Source organism: Paenibacillus sp. GYB003 (genome assembly GCF_036577625.1).
GTDB lineage: Bacteria > Bacillota > Bacilli > Paenibacillales > NBRC-103111 > Paenibacillus_AB.
Genome location: NZ_JARBDC010000070.1, coordinates 59877 through 80463, shown reverse-complemented (window position 1 = coordinate 80463; position 20587 = coordinate 59877). Strand labels below are relative to the sequence as shown.

General features: G+C 60.0%; 9 protein-coding genes. All 9 read left to right on the top strand.

Features of this window, described 5'->3' with window-relative positions:
* The first annotated feature begins 163 nt into the window (after window positions 1-163).
* The 9 genes from PV407_RS23340 to PV407_RS23300 all read left to right on the top strand — a co-directional run bounded on the left by PV407_RS23340 (window position 164) and on the right by PV407_RS23300 (window position 20398).
* Window positions 164-3061, top strand: a complete 2898-nt coding sequence (locus PV407_RS23340; RefSeq protein WP_332092410.1) for a 2-oxoglutarate dehydrogenase E1 component — start codon at window positions 164-166, stop codon at window positions 3059-3061.
* Window positions 3054-4361, top strand: a complete 1308-nt coding sequence (gene odhB / locus PV407_RS23335; protein ID WP_332092409.1) for a 2-oxoglutarate dehydrogenase complex dihydrolipoyllysine-residue succinyltransferase — start codon at window positions 3054-3056, stop codon at window positions 4359-4361. Before PV407_RS23340 ends, odhB begins: the two co-directional genes overlap by 8 nt.
* A gap of 466 nt (window positions 4362-4827) precedes the next feature.
* Window positions 4828-6735: a 1,4-alpha-glucan branching protein GlgB gene (glgB, locus tag PV407_RS23330; RefSeq protein ID WP_332092408.1), complete on the top strand. Its 1908-nt coding sequence runs from the start codon at window positions 4828-4830 to the stop codon at window positions 6733-6735.
* Between the two features lie 59 nt (window positions 6736-6794).
* Window positions 6795-7961 (top strand): glucose-1-phosphate adenylyltransferase, encoded by a 1167-nt coding sequence (locus PV407_RS23325; protein WP_332092407.1) that lies wholly within the window; start codon window positions 6795-6797, stop codon window positions 7959-7961.
* Window positions 7958-9070 (top strand): glucose-1-phosphate adenylyltransferase subunit GlgD, encoded by a 1113-nt coding sequence (glgD, locus tag PV407_RS23320; protein ID WP_332092406.1) that lies wholly within the window; start codon window positions 7958-7960, stop codon window positions 9068-9070. Before PV407_RS23325 ends, glgD begins: the two co-directional genes overlap by 4 nt.
* Before the next feature lie 27 nt (window positions 9071-9097).
* Entirely contained in the window at window positions 9098-10534 is a 1437-nt protein-coding gene (gene glgA / locus PV407_RS23315; RefSeq protein ID WP_332092405.1) for a glycogen synthase GlgA, read from the top strand.
* Between the two features lie 23 nt (window positions 10535-10557).
* Entirely contained in the window at window positions 10558-12522 is a 1965-nt protein-coding gene (locus PV407_RS23310; RefSeq protein ID WP_332092404.1) for a glycoside hydrolase family 15 protein, read from the top strand.
* Between the two features lie 382 nt (window positions 12523-12904).
* Complete coding sequence (locus tag PV407_RS23305) at window positions 12905-15652, top strand: VCBS repeat-containing protein (RefSeq protein ID WP_332092403.1); 2748 nt, start codon at window positions 12905-12907, stop codon at window positions 15650-15652.
* 18 nt (window positions 15653-15670) lie between these two features.
* A complete protein-coding gene (locus tag PV407_RS23300; RefSeq protein ID WP_332092402.1) occupies window positions 15671-20398 on the top strand; it encodes a cadherin-like beta sandwich domain-containing protein in 4728 nt (1575 codons plus the stop codon).
* Window positions 20399-20587 lie beyond the last annotated feature (189 nt).

Below are 20587 nucleotides of genomic sequence, written 5' to 3'. Positions count from 1 at the left end.
AGCGGTTAGATTTTTCTTTTTAACAATCCATATCAAAATTAGATTGAATTTATACAAAACAAGTTATTTATTATATGATTTATTTCGCGTATACTGGTCTTACTAGTGGTATGTGCTTCGCGAAGCGAGGCTTCCGCGCAAAAGCATTCAGGAGGTTTGTTCAATGAAGACTGGGGATGCGAACTTGGAGAAGCTGTGGCGAACTTACTACGGCCCCAATCTTGGATACGTGCAGGAGCAGTACGAGCGCTATGCGGCCGACCCCGATTCGGTCGATCGGACGTTTCGGGAGCTGTTCGAGAAGCTGGGAGCGCCTCCCGCATCGTGGGCGCCGGCGGAGCAGCCGATCGCTGCGCCCGCGCCGGCCGTCGCCGCAGGAGGCATCGATCCGGAGCTGGTGCGCAAAGCGGTAGCGGCCGGCAAGCTTATATGGAACATCCGCACTTACGGCCATTTGGCCGCAGACATCGATCCGCTCGGGCTCGGCCCGGTCGCGGACACGCGGGTGCTCGAGCCGGAAACGTACGGACTCGGCGAGGACGATTTGAAATCGCTCCCCGCTTCGCTTATATGGGAAAATGCGCCGGACGATATCGCGACCGGCTGGGACGCCGTTCAGAGGCTGCGCCAAGCTTATACGAAATCGATCGCTTTCGAATTCAGCCACGTGCACGAGGAACGCGAGCGCGACTGGCTGAATAAACGCGTCGAAAAATATACGCCGGTTTCCGACACGCTGGATGCGAGCGAGCGGGTGGAGCTGCTGAACCGGCTTATCCAAACCGAGCAGTTCGAAAGCTTCCTGCACCGCACGTTCGTCGGCCAGAAACGGTTTTCCATCGAAGGCAACGATGCGCTCGTGCCGATGCTGGACGAAATCGTCCACCAGGTCGCCAAAGGCGGCGGCAAGCACGTGCTGATGGGAATGGCCCACCGCGGCCGTTTGAACGTGCTCGCCCACGTGCTCGGCAAGCCTTACGCCAAAATATTCGCCGAATTCCACCATTCGCCGAACCGCGATCTCGTTCCGTCCGAAGGCTCGACCGGGATCAATTACGGCTGGACGGGCGACGTCAAATACCATCTCGGAGCGGACCGGAACGTGGAGGAGGACGAAGGGCGGGTCGTCCGGCTGACGCTGGCGAACAACCCGAGCCATCTCGAATTCGTCAACCCGGTCGTCGAGGGCTTTACGAGAGCGGCTCAGGAAGACCGGAGCCATCGCGGCAATCCGGTTCAGGACGAAAGCGTCGCGGCGGCGGTTCTCATGCACGGCGACGCCGCGTTCGCCGGGGAAGGCATCGTCGCGGAAACGCTCAACTTCAACCGGCTTCCGGGCTTCCGCAACGGCGGAACGATTCATATTATCGTCAACAACCGGATCGGCTTCACGACGGAAAGCGAAGATTCCCGGTCGACGCATTACGCGAGCGACTTGGCCAAAGGGTTCGAAATTCCGATCGTGCACGTCAACGCCGACGATCCGGACGCATGCATCGCGGCCGTCCGCATCGCCTGCGAGTTCCGCGAGAAGTTCAAGAAAGACTTTTTGATCGACCTGATCGGCTACCGCCGGTACGGACATAACGAATCGGACGATCCGGAAACGACCCAGCCGCTCATTTACGAAGCGGTCAAAAACCATCCGACGGCGGCGACGATTTACGCGAACAAGCTGATCGCGGACGGCGTGCTCACCCCGGAACGGGCCGAGGCGATGAAGAAGGACGCCGCCGCCGCTTTGCAGGCCGCCTATGAGGAAATGCTCGCCGGCGGCGATAAGGACGGAAACGGCAAAAGCGGCGGACATGCCGCGCCGGCCGCGCCCGCTCCCGTCGCCCCGGTATCGATCGAGCTGCTTCGGGACATCAACGCCGAGCTGCTCAAGCGGCCCGAAGGCTTCCATATGTATCCGAAGCTGCAGCGCATCCTGGAACGGAGGGCGAACGCGCTCGAGGAAGGGGAAAAGGTCGACTGGGCGCTCGCCGAGACGCTTGCGTTCGCGACGATTCTCGCGGAAGGGAAGCCGATCCGGATTAGCGGACAAGACTCGCAGCGCGGCACGTTCGCGCACCGCCACCTCGTCCTGCACGACAAGTCGACGGGCGAGCTGTTCTGCCCGCTGCACGCGCTGCCGCAGGCGAAGGCGTCGTTCGCGATTTACAACAGCCCGCTGTCGGAGGCGTCCGTGCTCGGCTTCGAATACGGCTATAACGTATTCGCTCCGGATACGTTCGTCATATGGGAAGCGCAGTACGGCGATTTCGCGAATGCGGCGCAGGTGATCATCGACCAGTTTTTGTCGGCCGGAACGAGCAAATGGCGGCAAAAATCGTCGCTTACGCTGCTGCTGCCGCACGGCTACGAAGGGCAAGGACCGGAGCATTCCAGCGCGAGATTGGAACGGTATTTGCAATTGTCGGGGGAAAACAACTGGACGGTCGTCAATATGACGAAGGCGTCGCAATATTTCCACCTGCTTCGCAAGCAGGCCGCTTCGACGGAATCGGAGGAGGCGCGGCCGCTGATCGTGATGGCGCCGAAAAGCTTGATCCGCAACCCGCGCGTCGCGTCGCCGGGCAAAGATTTGTGCGAAGGATCGTTTCAGCCGGTTTTGGAGCAGGCGGGTCTCGGCTCGAAGCCGGACCGCGTCGAACGGCTCGTGCTGTGCAGCGGCAAAGTCGCCGTCGATCTCGAGGAGACGATTCAGGCGGACGCGGCGGCCGATTGGGACTGGCTGCACGTCGCCCGGGTCGAGCAGCTGTACCCGTTCCCGGCCGACGAGCTCGGCCGCATCGCCGCGCGCTTCCGCAATTTGCGCGAAATCGTATGGATGCAGGAAGAACCGCGCAACATGGGGGCGTGGAGCTTTATGGAGCCGCGCATCCGCGAGCTGGCTCCCGAAGGGGTCATCGTGCGCTACGTCGGCAGACCCGAGCGGTCCAGCACGGCGAGCGGCTACCAAAGCGTGCATACGTTCGAACAGCGTCAGCTGCTTGCGGGCGCGACGGACCGCAGCTTGTTCCAAAATGAACGTCTAGGAGGCCCAGTCCATGTCTGACATTAAAGTGCCCGAAATGGGCGAATCGATAACGGAAGGCACTATCGCGAAATGGGTAGTGAAAGTCGGAGATCAAGTGAACCAGGGCGACATGCTCGTCGAGCTGGAAACCGATAAAGTCAATTTGGAAGTGAACGCGGAGCGGTCCGGCGTCGTCGCGGAAATTCGCAAGGTCGAGGGCGATAGCGTCCAAGTCGGCGAAACGATCGGGACGATCCGGGAAGGAGCGGCGGCCGGTCAGCCGGGTGCGGAAGCACAAGGAATCGCGCAGCCGTCCGCGCCGATCGAGCCGGCGCCGCAGCCGGTCGCGAAGCCGGAACCGGCGGCGCCGGCAGCGCCCGCGGCAGCGGCTGCTCCGGCAACGGGGGCGGCCGCTGCCGATGCGGCAGGCGCCTTCGTCGCGTCCCCGTCGGCAAGGAAGCTGGCCCGGGAGCAGGGCATCGACCTGCAGCGGGTCGTTCCGGCCGATCCGAACGGACGCATCCATCGCGGCGACGTAACGTCGCACGCGGCGGCACCGCAGGGCGCCGCTCCCGCGGCGCCGGCCGAACCGGCTTCGAACCGCTCCGCGGGCGGAACCGTTTTGGACGATCCGTCCAAGCCGGTCGAAATCGTCCGCATGTCGCGGCGCCGGCAAACGATCGCCACGCGGCTCGTGGAAGCGCAGCGGACGGCGGCCATGCTGACGACGTTCAACGAAGTCGACATGACGAAAATTCTCGACATTCGCAAACGCCGCAAGCAGTCGTTCCAGGAGAAAAACGATATCGGCCTCGGCTTCATGTCGTTTTTCACGAAAGCGGTCGTGGGCGCGCTGAAAAAGTTCCCGATGCTGAACGCGGAAATCGACGGCGATCGGCTTATCGTGAAAAAATATTACGATATCGGCATCGCCGTATCCGCGAAGGAAGGTCTCGTCGTTCCGGTCGTGCGGGACGCGGACCGGCTCGGCTTCGCCGAGATCGAGCGCGCCATCGCCGATTTGGCGAACAAGGCGCGGTCCAATTCGCTGGCGCTGTCCGATTTGCAGGGCGGCACATTCTCGATTACGAACGGCGGCGTATTCGGGTCGCTCATGTCGACGCCGATCCTCAACACGCCGCAGGTCGGCATACTGGGCATGCACAAAATCCAGTGGCGCCCGATCGCGCTGGACGAGCAGCGGATGGAAAACCGGCCGATGATGTACATCGCTTTGTCGTACGATCACCGCATCGTCGACGGCAGCGAAGCCGTCCGGTTCCTCGTAACCGTAAAAGAGCTGCTGGAAGATCCGGAATCGCTTCTGCTGGAAAGCTGAACCGGTACCCCGGCATAAACGAACGGACTGCCAATGCGCCTTGGGCGCAGGGGCAGTCCGTTTTGCGTTTCGCGATTCGTTCGACGACAAAGAAACCGGCGCATGCCGAATCCCTTTTTTTTCGTAAATCCTTCCGCCTCCTTCATGAAGACCGATGCCGCGCAAGCGCGTTTCTCCCGATTTCGGGGTTCGAGCCGCGCTGCCGACCGCATTCGACAATGTTTTATTTATGTAAGGAAATATGTCGTTTCATGAAATGTATTGTTGAGTGTTCGGCAGCGAAGCGGCAGGACGGTACGAGATTAAGAAAAAAAGGGCTGAGAAGAGCTTGTTTTTTTGCATTAATCGGATGAAAATGTTCAAGGAATCCTCTATAATAAAAATAGATCCACATTTTCTGTCAGGTAAATTTACAAAACGTTAACATTTTAATTCGCAATGATGGGCAAGGAGGTGCTCGCGAACGATGGCCGCCGTATCTCCAGACGTTACTCCCGAAGATTTGTATTTGTTCGGCCGCGGTCAATTGTTCCGGGCGTACCGCACGTTCGGCGCCCACCTCCACGTTCGGGACGGCGTATCCGGCGTCCGGTTCGTCGTATGGGCGCCTCATGCGTCCGACGTGCGCGTCGCCGGAAGCTTCAACGATTGGGACGGGAGCGGTCACCGGCTGCGGCGAATCGGCCCGGGCGGCGTATGGAGCGGATTCGTTCCCGGCATCGGCGAAGGAACGCCGTACAAGTACGAGCTGGTCGGACCTGACGGCGCCGTTCGGCTGAAGGCCGATCCGTTCGCCTTCCGCGCGGAGCGGAGGCCCGGCACGGCATCGATCGTCGCGAAACTCGACGGCTACCGCTGGACCGACGAAGCATGGATGGCGCGGAAACGGCGAAATCCTCCCTACGGCCGGCCGATGCTCATCTACGAGGTGCATTTGGGCAGCTGGCGGACGGACGCTCCCGAACGGTTCCGCACGTATCGCGAGTTGGCCGACGAGCTCGTCCAGTACGCCGCCGCGGCGGGATTTACGCACATCGAGGTGCTGCCGCTCGCCGAGCACCCGCTCGACGCTTCGTGGGGCTACCAGGCGACGGGCTATTATGCGGCGACGAGCCGGTACGGGCCGCCGGAAGGGCTGCAGGCGCTCGTCGACAGCTGCCACAAGCGCGGCATCGGCGTTTTGCTCGACTGGGTGCCCGGCCATTTTTGCAAGGACGATCACGGCTTGCGGCTGTTCGACGGCACGCCCCTGTACGAGGATTCCGATCCGAGAAAAGCGGAGAAGCCGCTCTGGGGGACGCTCGCCTTCGACTTCGGCAAGCCCGAGGTGCAAAGCTTTTTGATTTCGAACGCGCTGTTTTGGCTGGACGTTTACCATATCGACGGTTTCCGGGTGGACGCCGTCGCCGGCATGCTCGACCTGCGCTTCGACAAGCCGGAGCATCTGCACGCGGTCAACCGCCACGGCGGGTACGAGCATCTCGAAGCGCTCGATTTTTTGCGCAAGCTGAACGAAACCGTTTTTCGCCATTACCCCGAAAGCTTGATGATCGCCGAAGATTCGTCGGCATGGCCGGGCGTCACGTCCCCGACCTACGCCGGCGGCCTCGGCTTCAACTACAAATGGAACATGGGCTGGATGAACGACATGCTCCGCTACATGGAGACCGATCCCGCCGACAGGCCTTCCCGGCATTCGCTCGTCACCTTCTCGATGATGTACGCCTACTCCGAAAACTACATTTTGCCTTTGTCGCACGACGAAGTCGTTCACGGCAAACGGTCGCTGCTCGGCAAAATGCCCGGCTCCTACGAAGAAAAGTTCGCCAACTTGCGTCTGTTTTACGGTTATTTTCTTTCTTTTCCCGGCAAAAAGCTGCTGTTCATGGGCGGCGAGTTCGGCCAATTCGCCGAATGGAAGGACGCCGCTTCGCTCGACTGGATGCTGCTCGACTATCCGATGCACGCCGGCCTGCATCGCTTCGTTCAAACGTTGAACGGTCTTTACGCTTCGCGGCCCGCTTTATGGGAATGCGATCACGAGCCCCGCGGGTTTCAATGGATCGACGCCGACAACGCGAAGCAGAGCGTCGTTTCGTTCATTCGCCGAAGAAAGAGCGGCGGTCACGTTGCGGCCGTCTGCAACTTTTCCCGTACCGATTACGACCGTTTCCGCATCGGCGTCCCGGCCGGATCGGCTTACCGCGTCGTTTTCAACAGCGATGCGGCGGAATACGGCGGCGCGGGGCGGCCGATGCCCCGGCGCGTCAAGGCCGACCGCCTGAAGCTTCACGGCATGCCGTTCAGCGTCGAGCTGCCCGTTCCCCCTTTGACGTTTCTGCTCCTAGAGCCGATCGCCGGAGGCGGGAACTAGGAGCGGCAGGCCGCCTGGCGGGCGCGCCGGAAACCTACACCCCGAGAGGAGAATCCGATATGCGCCGCACCGAATGCGTAGCGATGCTGCTGGCCGGCGGGGAAGGCCGCCGGCTCGGCGTACTGACGAAAGATTTGGCCAAACCGGCCGTTCCTTTCGGAGGAAAGTACCGCATTATCGATTTCGCGCTCAGCAATTGCGCCAATTCCCGCATCGAAACGGTCGGGGTGCTGACGCAGTACCAGCCGCTCGTGCTGAACCGCCATCTCGGCATCGGCAGCCCGTGGGGGCTCGACCGGCGGGACGGCGGCATGCACGTGCTGCCTCCGTATGTGCGTCAAAAAGGAGGTCACTGGTACAAAGGGACGGCCAACGCGATTTATCAAAATATCGGATTCATCGAGCGGTACGATCCCGAATACGTGCTCGTTTTGTCCGGCGACCATATTTACAAGATGGACTATAACGCACTGCTGGAGACGCACAGGCGGAACGGCGCCGATGTGACGATCGCCGTCATCACGGTGCCGTGGGCGGACGCGAGCCGTTTCGGTATCATGACGGTCCGCGAGGACGGCCGCATCGCCGAATTCGTCGAAAAGCCGAAGCAGCCGAGCAGCAACCTGGCGTCGATGGGCGTGTACGTGTTTTCGTGGCCGGTACTGCGCGAAGCGCTGCTGCGCGACGAGGCCGACGCGCATTCGTCCGGCGATTTCGGCAAGGACGTCATCCCGGCGCTGCTGGCCGGCGGCGCCCGGCTGTACAGCCACCGATTCGCGGGCTATTGGAAAGACGTAGGCACGATCGAAAGCTTGTGGGAAGCCAATATGGATTTGCTGGAAGACGAGCCGGCGCTCGATCTGACCGATCGGACGTGGCGCATTTATACGGCGAATCCGAACCGTCCGGCGCAGTACGTGTCTCCGCTCGCCAGCGTGCAAAGCTCGCTCGTCAGCGAAGGGTGCGTCGTCGAAGGCCGCGTCGACCGGTCCGTACTGTTCCACGGGGTGAAGGTCGGCATCGGAAGCTTGATCGAGGACTCGGTCATTATGCCGGGAGCGACGATCGGCCGGGGGGCGCGGATCGTCCGGGCGATCGTCGGCGAAGGGGCGGTCGTCGGCGAAGGGGTGCAGGTCGGCGGCTTCGATTCGGCGGATATCGCCGTCGTCGGCTGCGGCACGACCGTACCGGCGGATTCGGCCGCGAAGGAGGCGAGGACGGTATGAAGCTGCCGATGATGGGCGTCATCAATTTGATTCACGAGACGGAGCAAATGGGGCCGCTCACCTCGAACCGCTGCCTGGCGACCGTTCCGTTCGGAGGCCGCTACCGGCTGATCGATTTCGTGCTTTCTTCGCTGGTCTCCTCGGGCGTGCCGAACGTCGCCGTTTTCGCGCACACGAAATATCGTTCGCTCATGGATCACCTCGGCTCGGGCAGCAACTGGGATTTGCATCATAAAAAGGGCGGCTTGTTCGTCCTGCCGCCGGCGATGGACCATCAGGCCGATTTCGGCAAAGGCGACCTGTACCATTTTTATCGCCACCTCGATTATTTCGCGCGCAATCCGCAGGAATACGTCGTCGTCTGCCGCAGCCATATGGTGTGCAACATCGATTTCGCCGACGTGCTGGCGCATCATATCGACCGGGGGGCGGACGTCACGGTCGTATGCAAACGGTGGCCCGGCGCGCAGACGGGGCTGACGCGCAAAGTGCGGGTCAACGCCGACGGCCGGGTGCTCGACATGCAGGATCATTTCGGCCGGCTGGACAGCGATATCGTTTCGATGGACATGTACGTGCTGCGCAAGGAGCTGCTGATCGAGCTGGTCGAGACGTCGCTCGCGCAGGGGAGGGACCATTTGGTCCGCCACGCCATTTTGCACCGGCTGGACGATTTGGTCGTCGGCGCCTACATGCACGAAGGGACGCTCGCCGTCGTCAATACGATTCCCGCCTATTACCGGCACAGCATGGAGCTGCTTCGGCCTGACGTCTGGAACGAGCTGTTTCACCGCCCCGGGCCGATTTACACGAAGGTGAAGGACGAACCGCCGACGAGGTACAGACGCGGCTCGGAAGCGGCGAATTCGCTGATCGCGAACGGCTGCGAGATCGAAGGGACCGTATACGGCTGTATTTTGTTTCGCGGCGTAAAGGTGCGTCCCGGCGCCGTCATCAGCAACTGCATCGTCATGCAAAACAGCGTCATCGGCGCAAACAGCTCGCTGGAGCATTGCATTTTGGACAAAGAAGTCGAGGTGCGCCCGGCGAAAGGGCTGAAAGGCTCGGTCGACACGCCGTTCGTGGCGGTCAAACGGAACGTGATCTGAACCGGCGAATCGGGAGGGACTGAAGCGATGAATGTTTGGTTTGCCGCCTCCGAAGCGGCTCCGCTCGTCAAAACCGGCGGGCTTGCCGACGTAATCGGCGCGCTGCCCAAATCGCTGGCGAAGCAGGGCGTCGACGTGACGGTCGTGCTGCCGAAGTACGGGGAAATCCCGGAAAAATATTTGGACGGGGCGGTCACCGCGGACGCGTTTCACGTTTCGCTCGGCTGGCGGAGCCAATATTGCGGGCTCGTGGAAACGACGGTTGGCGGCGTCCGTTACTTGCTCATCGACAACGAATTTTATTTCAAGCGCGGTCGGCTGTACGGCTACGGCGACGACGCGGAACGGTTCGTCTTTTATTGCTTCGCCTTCATGGAGGCGCTGAGCCGGACCGCGCGTCTTCCGGACGTCGTCCACTGCCACGATTGGCAGGCCGGGCTCGTTCCGTTTTTGCTGCGCACCCGCTACTCGTATTTGCCGGGCCTGCGCGGCGTCCGTTCCGTGTTTACGATCCACAATTTGATGTATCAGGGCGTCTTTTCCCGCGAGCTGCTGCAGGACTTGCTCTCCGTCGGCGACGAGCTGTTTACGGAGGACGGGCTCGAATTTTACGGAGCCGGCAGCTGCATGAAAGCCGGGCTTCGCTATGCGGACAAGCTGACGACGGTCAGCCCGACGTACGCGCGGGAAATTCAGACGGAGCCGTTCGGCGAGAAGCTGGACGGCGTACTGCGGCAGCGCGCCGGCGATTTGCGCGGCATCGTCAACGGCATCGATACGGACAGCTACGACCCGATGAACGACGTCCACGTCAAAGTGCCGTACCGCAGCTCGCTGGCCAAAAAGCGGCAAAACAAAACGGAGCTGCAGCTAGAGCTCGGCCTTCCGGCCGACGGGGACGTTCCGCTGATCGGCATCGTATCCCGGCTCGTGCGGCAAAAAGGGTTCGACCTGCTCGGCGAGGCGCTCCCCGGCCTGATGCTGGAAAACGTGCAGCTGGCGGTGCTGGGCTCGGGCGATCCGGACATCGAAGCGATGCTGCGGGACGCCGCCGCCCGTTACCCCGGACGCATCGCGGCGTCGCTTCGTTTCGACGAAGGGCTGGCGCGCCGCATTTACGCCGGGTCCGACCTGTTTCTCATGCCGTCCCGCTTCGAGCCGTGCGGCCTCAGCCAGCTGATCTCGCTGCGCTACCGGACCGTGCCGATCGTCCGCGAAACCGGCGGACTGCTCGATACGGTCGTTCCGTACAACGAATATACCGGGGAAGGCGACGGCTTTACGTTCGGCCCCGCTTCGGCCCACGATATGCTGTACACGATCAGGCGGGCGCTGTCGTTTTACGGCGATCCGGAAACGTGGCGGCGCATCGTCGCGAACGGAGCGAAAAAAGATATCGGTTGGGACGCCTCGTCAAGGCAGTACCGCGAGCTGTATCGCGAGCTGGCGGCGCAGCCGTCCTGACCGACTCGGAAGGGATTGTGGGTATGGCAAGGCATCTGGTTATCGGAAACGGCAAATGCTTAATCAATTTGGACCAAAGCTGCTTTATTCGCGACTTGTATTATCCGTACGTCGGCCAAGTGAACCATACCGGCGGCCAGCCGTGCCGGTTCGGCGTATGGGCGAACGGCTCGTTCGCCTGGCTGGACGATCCGGAATGGACGATCGAGCTCGGCTATATCGAAAATTCGCTCGTGACGAACGTGACCGCCCGCCATCCCGGACTCGGGCTGGAGCTGCACATGAACGACGGAGTCCACCAGCGCGAATGCTTGTACATCAAGCGGGTGTTCATACGCAATAGGACCGGGGAGCCGAAGGAGGTCAAGCTGTTTTTTCACCAGGACTTGATGATCGACGGCAACGAGGTCGGCGATACGGCCGCCTACTATCCGGACAACCGGACCGTCTTTCATTACAAGCGGAACTACTACTTCATGTTCAACGGCTGCTCCAAGCTCGGCGGCATCCACCAATATTCGACCGGCATCAAACGGTTCCACGCCGCGGAAGGGACGTGGCGCGACGCCGAGGACGGCGAGCTGATGGGCAACGCCATCGCGCAAGGCTCGGTCGACAGCGCGATCGGCTTGCGCTGCGTCCTGCCGCCGGGCGGCGAAAGTACGGTCTATTACTGGATGGCGGTAGGCTCCGATCTCGAAGAAGCGAAGCGGCTCGACCTCTACGTGCAGGAAAGCCAGCCCGAGAAGCTGCTGAGCCGGATCGTCATTTACTGGAACCATTGGCTGTCGCGCGCAGGGGACGATTTCGGCGACCTGCCGGCGTCCGTCGTACGGCTGTTCAAGCACAGCCTGCTGATCGTCCGGACGCAAATCGACGAGCGCGGTGCGATTTTGGCGGCGAACGACACCGACATTTTGCAGTACAATCGCGACCATTACAGCTACATGTGGCCGCGCGACGGGGCGCTGATCGCGGACGCGATGTCGCTGGCCGGGTACCACGGCACGGTCGCGCCGTTTTTCCATTTCTGCAATCGCGCCCTGTCCCCCGGCGGGTACTTGTATCACAAATACAATCCCGACGGAACGGTCGGGTCGAGCTGGCATCCGTACATCGTGGACGGAACGCCCCGCCTGCCGATCCAGGAGGACGAAACGGCGCTCGTGCTGCACGCGCTGTGGAAAGATTACGAACGGCACGGGGAAATCGAGCTTCCGCAGTCGCTCTATCCGACGCTCGTGCGCAAAGCCGCGTCGTTTTTGTGCGAGTACGTGGAGCCTTCGCTCGAGCTGCCTCTTCCGAGCTACGATTTGTGGGAGGAGCGGTACGGCATTTGGACGTATACGGCTTGCAGCGTGTACGCCGGGCTGACGGCCGCTTCCTCCTTCGCCGACCTGTTCGGCGACTACGAGCGGAGCGACACGTACCGGCACGTCGCGGAACGAATCAAACGCGGCATATTGTCGCGGTTGTGGGACGAGCCGTCGGGACGGTTCGCGCGGGGGCTCGTGCAGCGGGATTCCGGCTGGGAAAAAGACATGACGCCGGAAAGCAGCTTGTTCGGCTTGTTCGCCTTCGGCGTACTGCCCGCGACCGACGAGCGGGTCGTGCGCACGATGAACGCCATCGCGGCCGAATTGGCGGTGAAGACGGAGGTGGGCGGCATCGCCCGCTATACGAACGACTACTATTTTCAGCAGACGGGCGACCTGCGGCTCGTTCCGGGCAATCCGTGGATTATCTGCACGCTGTGGATTGCGGAATTCCGGATCGAGACGGCCCGCACCCCCGAAGATTTGGACGAGCCGCGCGCCGCGTTGGAGCGGGTGGCCGGCTGGACGCTGCCGGGAGGCAGCCTGCCGGAGCAGCTTCATCCGCTGGAAGGGACGCCGCTGTCGGTCGCGCCGTTAACGTGGTCGCACGCCACCTATGTGGAGACGGTGTGCAAATATGTGCGTAAGCGCAAGGAGCTGCTAATGGGCTGAGGTTCAATCTGGCCGGAACTCCGGACGGGAGCCGCTGTGCCGGGTGTTTCGCGCGCTGCAAAATTGGAGGGTCCAAGCTTGCCCCGTTCCGGAGATCCGGATCGGGGCTTCGTCTCTTCGATTCAATTTCGCCAGGAAACAAGCCGAAATCGTCCGTTCCGTATATTGACACATCAACCGTGAACCTATATGATTGCATGTAGACGGTGTATAATGGTATGACCATATTATCAAATGATGGGAGGTTTATCGGTCTTCTTTTTTCTTTTCGAAGACGGGGTGTAACGTTTTTATTGACAACGCTTTCATTTGTTGCGCCGCGTTATGCTCCTTCGAGAAGGCTCCGTTTAGAAGCGTTCATTAACCCGAAAGGAAGGTGGACATGAGCCGTCACGTACATAAGGATGTCGGATTTGACGCGTTTATTCAAGGGACATTCGGCAACGCGGGGCAAAATCTGTACGTTTCGCGAAAAGGGATTTTGCAGCGGATTCATCATTTTGACGTTAACGGGGACGGTTATATCGATTTGCCGATCGTGAATTCGCAGGACGACGAACCGCGGGTACCCGCCTATGTGTATGTCGATCCGTTAGGCGTCGGCGAGCGGATCGAGGTTCCTACCGACGGCGCGTACGCCGGGGCCGTGGGCGATTTGAACAACGACGGCTATGAGGATCTGGTCGTCGGCAACCAATACGACGGGGTCTCCAATTTTGTGTACGCGCAAATCTATTACGGCTCGCCCGAAGGATACAGCACGAAGAGGATGCTCAAGCTTTGGGCGCCGTCGTGCAAAAGCGTAACGATCGGGGACTTCGACGGCGACGGTCGGAACGATCTGGCGTTCGTCAGCTTTGAGAAGCTGCGGATATTTGTTCAGGAAGCGCGCGGGTTTCGGTCGAACGGTTATACCGATATCGAATTGGATCATTCGCTCGATTCGGTCGCCTCGGCCGATTTGGACGGCGACGGATGCGACGATTTAATCATTCGGACGAACGAGAGCGAGATCGTCATCTATTGGGGAGGCGCCGACGGGATCCGGACGGATCGGCGTCTGTGGCTGGACCCGGCGATAACGGGGAAAAAGACGATTACGGCCAATATCGACAAGGCGGCGAGCGGCGCAAGCGCCGGCCATTTGTTTGTGTATCGGGTGTCGGATGCCCCTCGGTTAAAGGTTGTCAAGCTGAGCGGAATTCCGCACATCTTCCTTTGCCGCGGGGGACAGTCGCTGTTTGTGCCGGTTTTGGCCGACAGGAGCGTCGGGAACGCAATAACGCTCGACAGCGGCGAAGCGACGAGCGCAGCGGTCGCTGACTTGAGGGGGCGAGGGCAGGAGGATATTGTGCTGGCATCCCGCCGGAAGGATGAGGATGGAAAAGAATGGTCTTGGATTTATTGGGGCTCGGATGGCGGCTACTCGAACGACAGCCGAACCCGTTTTTCGACGAGGAGCGCTTACGATCTCGTAGCGGGAGATTTGGACGGGGACGGCTGCGACGAGATCATCGTCTGCCAGGGAAGGACGGAACGAAGCTATACGTTTGAATCGTGCATTTTCAGGGGAACGCCGGAAGGATTGGCGTCGGAGCCCATCCGGCTGCAAACGCATGATGCCGTGGCCGTATTTGTCGCCCGAACGATGGAGGCTCCCCGTCCGCAGCTTATTTTCCTGAATCATTTGTCCAACCGGATACTGGGGGATGTGCCGGCTTATGTGTACTTGGGCGGTCCGGACGGCTTCTCGGCGGATCGCAGGATCGAACTGCCGGGTTGGGCGGCCACGGAAGTGCGGATTTGCGATTTCGACGATGACGGGCTACCCGACGTTTTGATCGCCAACTGCAACGAGAACGCGATGCATCTTAACAACGGCTGCTATATTTATTACAACAGTCCGAGCGGCTTCATACCGGACCATAAAGTCGAACTGCCGACGAAGCATACGATGAGCAGCTGCTGCGCGGATCTCAATCGGGACGGCTGGCTCGACCTGGTCGCGGCCGGCCACAACAACGACGAGCTGCTTATTTTTTACGGCTCGGAGCAGGGGTTCGTCGGTGAGCCGGTACGGATCAAGTTGGTTGCAGACGGGGTGACGTATGCCCAGCCGCGCTTTATGACGCTGGCCGACTTGAATCGCGACGGCTGGTTGGATCTGGTTATACCGGACTGCGGACCGACGCAGGATTTGCTTATTTTGTGGGGCGGCGAGGACGGATTTGATATGGAACGTCGAACGCTGCTGCCCGAAGGGTCGGGGATTTGCTCGCGCGCGGCCGATTTGAACGGGGACGGCTGGCCGGAGCTGGTTATCGGAGGCTTTAAAGGACCGGATGCCGGCGATCCGTACGGAACGTTCGTGTACATCTACTGGGGCGGTCCGGAAGGGTATTCGAACGACCGGAGAACGCAGCTGCCGGCTCATTTCGCCGCCGATCTGGCCATCGCCGATTTTAATCGCGACGGCATCCTCGATATTTTTGTCGCCTGCTATCACGAGACGCGGACGCGCGACCTGGATTCTTATATTTACTGGGGAGAGCCGGGCGGCGTCTATTCGGCGGAAAAGCGCACGCGCTTGTTCTCGCATTCCGCGGCGGGAGCGCTGGCGGCGGATTTTAACGAGGACGGTTACATCGATTTGGCCGTCGCCAACCATAAAACGTTCGGCAATCACCCGGGGTTGTCCTTCGTATGGTGGAACGGTCCGGAAGGATTTTCCGAGCAGCGGGTCACCAAATTGCCTACGTTCGGTCCTCACGGCATTACGCATTCGGATATCGGCAATGTGATGGACCGGGGCCCTGAGGAATATTACGAATCCCGGGCGATCGAGCTGCCGGAAGGAAGCTCGCTGACCGGCATTTCATGGGCTGCGGACGTTCCGGACAAAACGTGGGTGAAGGCTCAGCTCCGGGCCGCGGCAAGCGAGGAGCAATTGCGGGCCCAAGCCTGGAAGGGGACGGATGGGGAAGGCGACTGGTTTGAAGGCGAGAGCGGATGGCCTGCGGACCGGTTTTCGGGCCGTTGGGTGCAATACCGCCTGGCGCTTGGCGCGATCAACAGCGGCGGCACTCCGCGCGTTCGGGAGGTAAGCCTTGTCTATGAGACAAATTCATGAAAAACGGGAGGTGGTCCTATGTTGAAAGCCTCATGGCGCAGACGGTTCGGTTTGATTCTCGTCGGGTTGTTCGGATTCGGACTTTCCCCCATGCCCGCGCTGACCGGGACCGTTAACGCGGTCTTCGCCGATTCGCCGGGCGAACCCGTCGTCCGGCTTGAAGACGACGCCTCCAGCCTGCAGGCGGCAGGTTGGAGCCGGAGCTCACCGCCCGAGGAAGGCGTCTACATCGTCGATTCCGCCCACACCTTGGGCAACCCCCATCGAATTCAGACAAAGCCGGTCCCGCCCGGACAGTATTTATTTTACGGGGATCGGACGGCAAGCGCTTTGTCGAAATACACGACGATATCCAAGAAGATGCCGATCGGATCCGGCGCATGGAGCCTTTCGTTTTCGGCCAAGTTTGTGGATTTGATGAAGCCGAGCCAGCACGCGATTTATCGGGGAATCAGCTTTGAAATTTTTGCGGCCGGAAAAGAATACAAGCTTACTTTCAACGATACGAACAAGCTGCTGGCGATGAAAAATGCGCCGGGCTCCTATGAACAGAGGGAAATCGCGATGCCTGCCGACGATGCGTTCCACGAATGGGAAATCTCGTATGACGGCGATGCTGCGGTCGCGGTGAAGCTGGACGGCAGCACGGTGGCAAGCTTCGACCATATTGCGATACCCGTTTCGGGACGCGAGGATGAATTGGTCATTCTGAACGCTCCGCTGAACTGGGAATCGGGAACGAACGAGGTGTATATGGACAGCATCCGCATGTATTCGAGACCGCAAACGTATGTCCCGACCGACACGCTGTTTGACGACGACGGTTCCAGCTTGCAGACGGCGGGCTGGACGGGAAGAATAGCGCCGATCGACGGTCTTTATATCGTCGATTCTTCGCATTCGCTCGGGAACCCGAATCGGATCGACACGAAGCCCGTTCCGCCCGGACAATATTTGTTTTACGGGGATGAGCGGGCCAGCGCCCAGGGGAAATATGCACGAATCATAAAGCCTCTCTCGATCGGTCCCGGGGCATGGGCCGTTGAATTTTCCGCCCGCTTTGTCGATCTGATCAAGCCTTCGCAGCATTTTGCGGATCGCGGCATTTATTTCGATATATACGCGGCCGAGAAACGGTACAAGGTTGCTTTTAACGATACCGATAAGGTGATGACCGACGCCAATAACCGCAAGCAGGTGCCGATGCCGACCGACGATGCGTTCCATCGTTGGGAAATCGGCTTCAACGGACAGGATACGGTTTATGTGAAGCTGGACGGCTCCGTCGTGGCGACGTTCGATCGGGTTGCGGTCCCCGCCGCGGGAATAACGGACCGCCTGCAAATCGCCAATGTGCCTCTCGACCGGGTTTCCGGTACGAATGAAGTTTACCTGGATTCCGTTAAGGTGTATAAGACGGAGGCGGGGGATCCCAATATCCTGATCGACGACGACGCCTCCAATCTGCATACGGCAAAATGGTCGGTCGATCCGCCGGCTGCGGGAGCGTATTTTACCGATTATGCGCGTTCGAACGGGGTTGTAGACGGAATGCTTCCGGCCGAGGAAGGCCGCTACTTGACCTATGCCGGTTCGGACGCGGCAAAGGAAACGAAAATCAAGCGCCAGGTCCCGATCGGTTCCGGACCATGGTCGCTCGAATTCGATGCCAGATTCGCCGCTTTGGCGCAGCCGGCCGCGCCCGGGGCCGATCAGGGCTTTATGATCGAGGTCGTTGCCGGCGGCAAAAAGCATAAGCTTGTATTTAACAACGGCAGCCAAATCTATGTCAGCCAGGCAAACGGCAGTTACCGCAGCATCGAAACGGGCTTGCTGTCCGCGACCTATTACGACCAGTGGGGGCTCGCTTACGACGAGCATGCTCGATTGATTCTCACCCGGAACGGAATAAAGCTGGGATTTTGGCCCGACACCGGCATGCCCGTTCAGGAGCCGGACGGTATAACCGTCATCAATCAAGCCGCCGGAGCCACAGGGGAAACCCGGGTATATATCGACCGCGTGAAGCTGATGAAACAGCTGCTGCCGAAATGGAGCGAGTTTCAGCCTCAGATCGTGGGTGTATCCGTACTTCCTGAATCGGATACGGCAGAAATATCGGCAATCGTTTCATTATTCGATACCGACCCGCTGTGGTTTGATTCGGGCAGGCTTACGATCGAGGCGCAGGTTGTCCGGGACGGTCAGGTCGTGCAGCAAGCTCAACAGCCCGTGCGGGGCCCGACGGTACCGCTGCAGCTGGCCGCAAACGGTCAAACCGGATGGATGGAGCTTCTGTTGAAGCTGAAAGACGGCAGTCAAGTAAAAAGCGAAATTGCGCACAAGGTGGACGTATACGCATCGGTTTCGAAGCTGGAAGCGGGACAGCAAATCGAGGCCGTTCCCGGCCGGGTGCATCTTTTTACGGATATGGACTACTCGGAGGATTCCGCCGGCAGGCCGCCGTGGCAGGACGGCTGGCGGCTGGCCCGTTACACGTACGACGGAACCGAGACTGGAGGTTTGCTATTGGAAAGCGCAAGCGATGCCGGTCCGCTTCGGCTCCCCGTTCGCTTGAACGGTTGGTTCGGCGTCTATATCGGCTATGTGACGGGAACGGAAGGCGTTGCCGTGTCCGGCGGCGATCAATCGCGGCAAATCGTCGTCGATGGCGTAACGAACGACGAACCGTACGGCGGCAAGGGAATCTCGGAAGCGTTCGCTCTGGCGTCCGAATTCGACAGCGGCACGGTCGAAATCGCACCTGTCGCCGGCAAGCAGGCCAGAATCGCTTATGTCAAGCTGAAGGGCTTGAGCGCGGAAGAGGTTGCGCTCTATACGAAGCGGGATGAGGGCGAAGCGGGCAGGCGGGTGATTTATAACAATGACGGCTACAGCGATTATTTTTCCGGATTATACGATACCGAACAGAAGCTGCTGGACAACGCGGTCGATTTCTTTGAAGGCCGGGATGCGAATTCGCTGTATTGGACGTTGGGGACAACGATGCTGATTTTGCGCGACAGCGAAACCGCCGGACGGCCTTACCGCAATCTGACGCCGGAGCAGGAGCAAAATCTGATGCGCGACGGCGACAAACGGGTGCGGGACGTCGTGTTAAGCTACATCGACGCGGGAAAAGATCCTTTGAAGATCGTGGCCGAACGGGTAAACGAAATCGGCATGGATGCTTACGCTTCGCTGCGTATGAACGCTTTTTACAGCCCTGCGTCGTACCCTTGGCTGAACGGTCCCCGGTATGACGAGTTTGCGGGTAAAGGATATCGGCAGACGAAAACCGACGGATCGCCGGATAACCGGATGAGCTACGCTTACCCCGAATTCAGACAATTTGTAATCGACGTATTGAAAGAGGCGGCCGCCGTGTCCGATGCGAATGGGCGGCGTCTCCTCAAAGGGGTGGAACTGGATTATTGCCGATATCCGTATGTGTTGGGCTATGAACCGGTATTAACCGACGCCTATATGCAGCAATACGGCGTTCATCCGAGGCAGGAGACGACACCGGAAGGCCAGCAAAGATGGAACGCCTTCAAAGCCGACGTTATGACCGGATTCATGCGGGACGTGCGCCAGCAGCTGGCCGGACAACAAATTTCGGTGCGCATCCCTTACGATCTTTATGTTCAGAACGGATTGGATATCGAAGCGTGGATCCAGGAGCAGCTGATCGATACGCTTACGGTTTGCACGCTCGGCCATGAAACGTTTTTTGACGGGATCGACTATTTCAAAACGTTGACGGAAGGAACGAATGTAAAGCTTTACGGCAATATGAACGCCACGCTTTCCGGCAGCGATTTAACGCGGCAGGAGGAAGATTTGCTGAAAAGGGGCATCCGCCTGAATAAAGGCGGACAGCGGACCAGCAAGCAGCAATTCATGCTGCGGGCGCACGAGTTTTATCAAGCGGGGTATGACGGCGTCTATATATTCAACAACTGGCGGGCGGGTACGCCTGACGGCTCCACGCTGCTCGGCGAGCTGGGCGACAAGGTCAAGCTGGAAAAATGGTACGCGTTCGGCTATCCGGCCGAGTGGGTGCAAAACCTGGCGACCGTAGAGCCCGTCGTGCCGGAGGACACGACGCCGCCCGAGCTGACGGTAACGATGACCCGATACGACGGCACGCCGTACGTGAATGATACGTGGTCGAATCAAAGCGTTACGGTAAGCGTCTATGCCGCCGACCGGCAGAGCGCCGTTACCTCCGTCGTTTATTCCGTGTACGGCGGGGCGGCGTGGACCGCGTTTGAAAACGGGATTCGCTTCGATCGGGAAGGGACGTTTACCCTGCAGATCAAATCGACGGACGGAGCGAGGAACGTGGCGCTCGAGCAGCGTACCGTCAAGATTGCGAAGCAGTCTCCGCCCGACGCCGCCGATTTGAGCGATTTGCGGATCAACGGCAAAAAGGTGCCGCGTTTTGACGCGGATGCGGCGGAATTGACCGTCCATGTCGGCAACAGCGTGCCGAGCGTGACGGTCACGCCGGCGGCCCGATACGGCGGAGCGGTGATCCGGGTTAAGGTGAACGACGGGGAGTTCGAGACCGTTCCGAGCGGGGCCGCAAGTCTCCCGGCGGCCGTATCCGCCGGCAGCAACAGGGTATACATTCAAGTGACCGGAGAAGACGGGCTGGCAAAGAAAACGTACTTCATTCATCTCATCAAAGCCGCCCGGCAGGCGGGGCAAGATCATCGGGGCCCGGACGGGGCCGATTGACCGGGTTGCGCATTAGAGCCGGCGGAGCTGTTCTCCGTCCGGCTCTGTTTGTATCTTTTCGGGTTCTTATTTGATGGTCTCGTGGGCCGCAGGAATCGAACGAACTGGAAAACCTCCGGTTTGCCAAGAAAAGACATTCGGTCCATCGCTTAAGCGCCAAAGCCGGAGCGGGTTTCCTGCTGACGGCGG

What these genes read in the sequence shown, in the direction of transcription:
- PV407_RS23340 (WP_332092410.1), top strand. Translation starts at nt 164, where the DNA reads ATGAAGACTGGGGATGCGAACTTGGAGAAGCTGTGGCGAACTTACTAC.
- odhB (WP_332092409.1), top strand. Translation starts at nt 3,054, where the DNA reads ATGTCTGACATTAAAGTGCCCGAAATGGGCGAATCGATAACGGAAGGC.
- glgB (WP_332092408.1), top strand. Translation starts at nt 4,828, where the DNA reads ATGGCCGCCGTATCTCCAGACGTTACTCCCGAAGATTTGTATTTGTTC.
- PV407_RS23325 (WP_332092407.1), top strand. Translation starts at nt 6,795, where the DNA reads ATGCGCCGCACCGAATGCGTAGCGATGCTGCTGGCCGGCGGGGAAGGC.
- glgD (WP_332092406.1), top strand. Translation starts at nt 7,958, where the DNA reads ATGAAGCTGCCGATGATGGGCGTCATCAATTTGATTCACGAGACGGAG.
- glgA (WP_332092405.1), top strand. Translation starts at nt 9,098, where the DNA reads ATGAATGTTTGGTTTGCCGCCTCCGAAGCGGCTCCGCTCGTCAAAACC.
- PV407_RS23310 (WP_332092404.1), top strand. Translation starts at nt 10,558, where the DNA reads ATGGCAAGGCATCTGGTTATCGGAAACGGCAAATGCTTAATCAATTTG.
- PV407_RS23305 (WP_332092403.1), top strand. Translation starts at nt 12,905, where the DNA reads ATGAGCCGTCACGTACATAAGGATGTCGGATTTGACGCGTTTATTCAA.
- PV407_RS23300 (WP_332092402.1), top strand. Translation starts at nt 15,671, where the DNA reads ATGTTGAAAGCCTCATGGCGCAGACGGTTCGGTTTGATTCTCGTCGGG.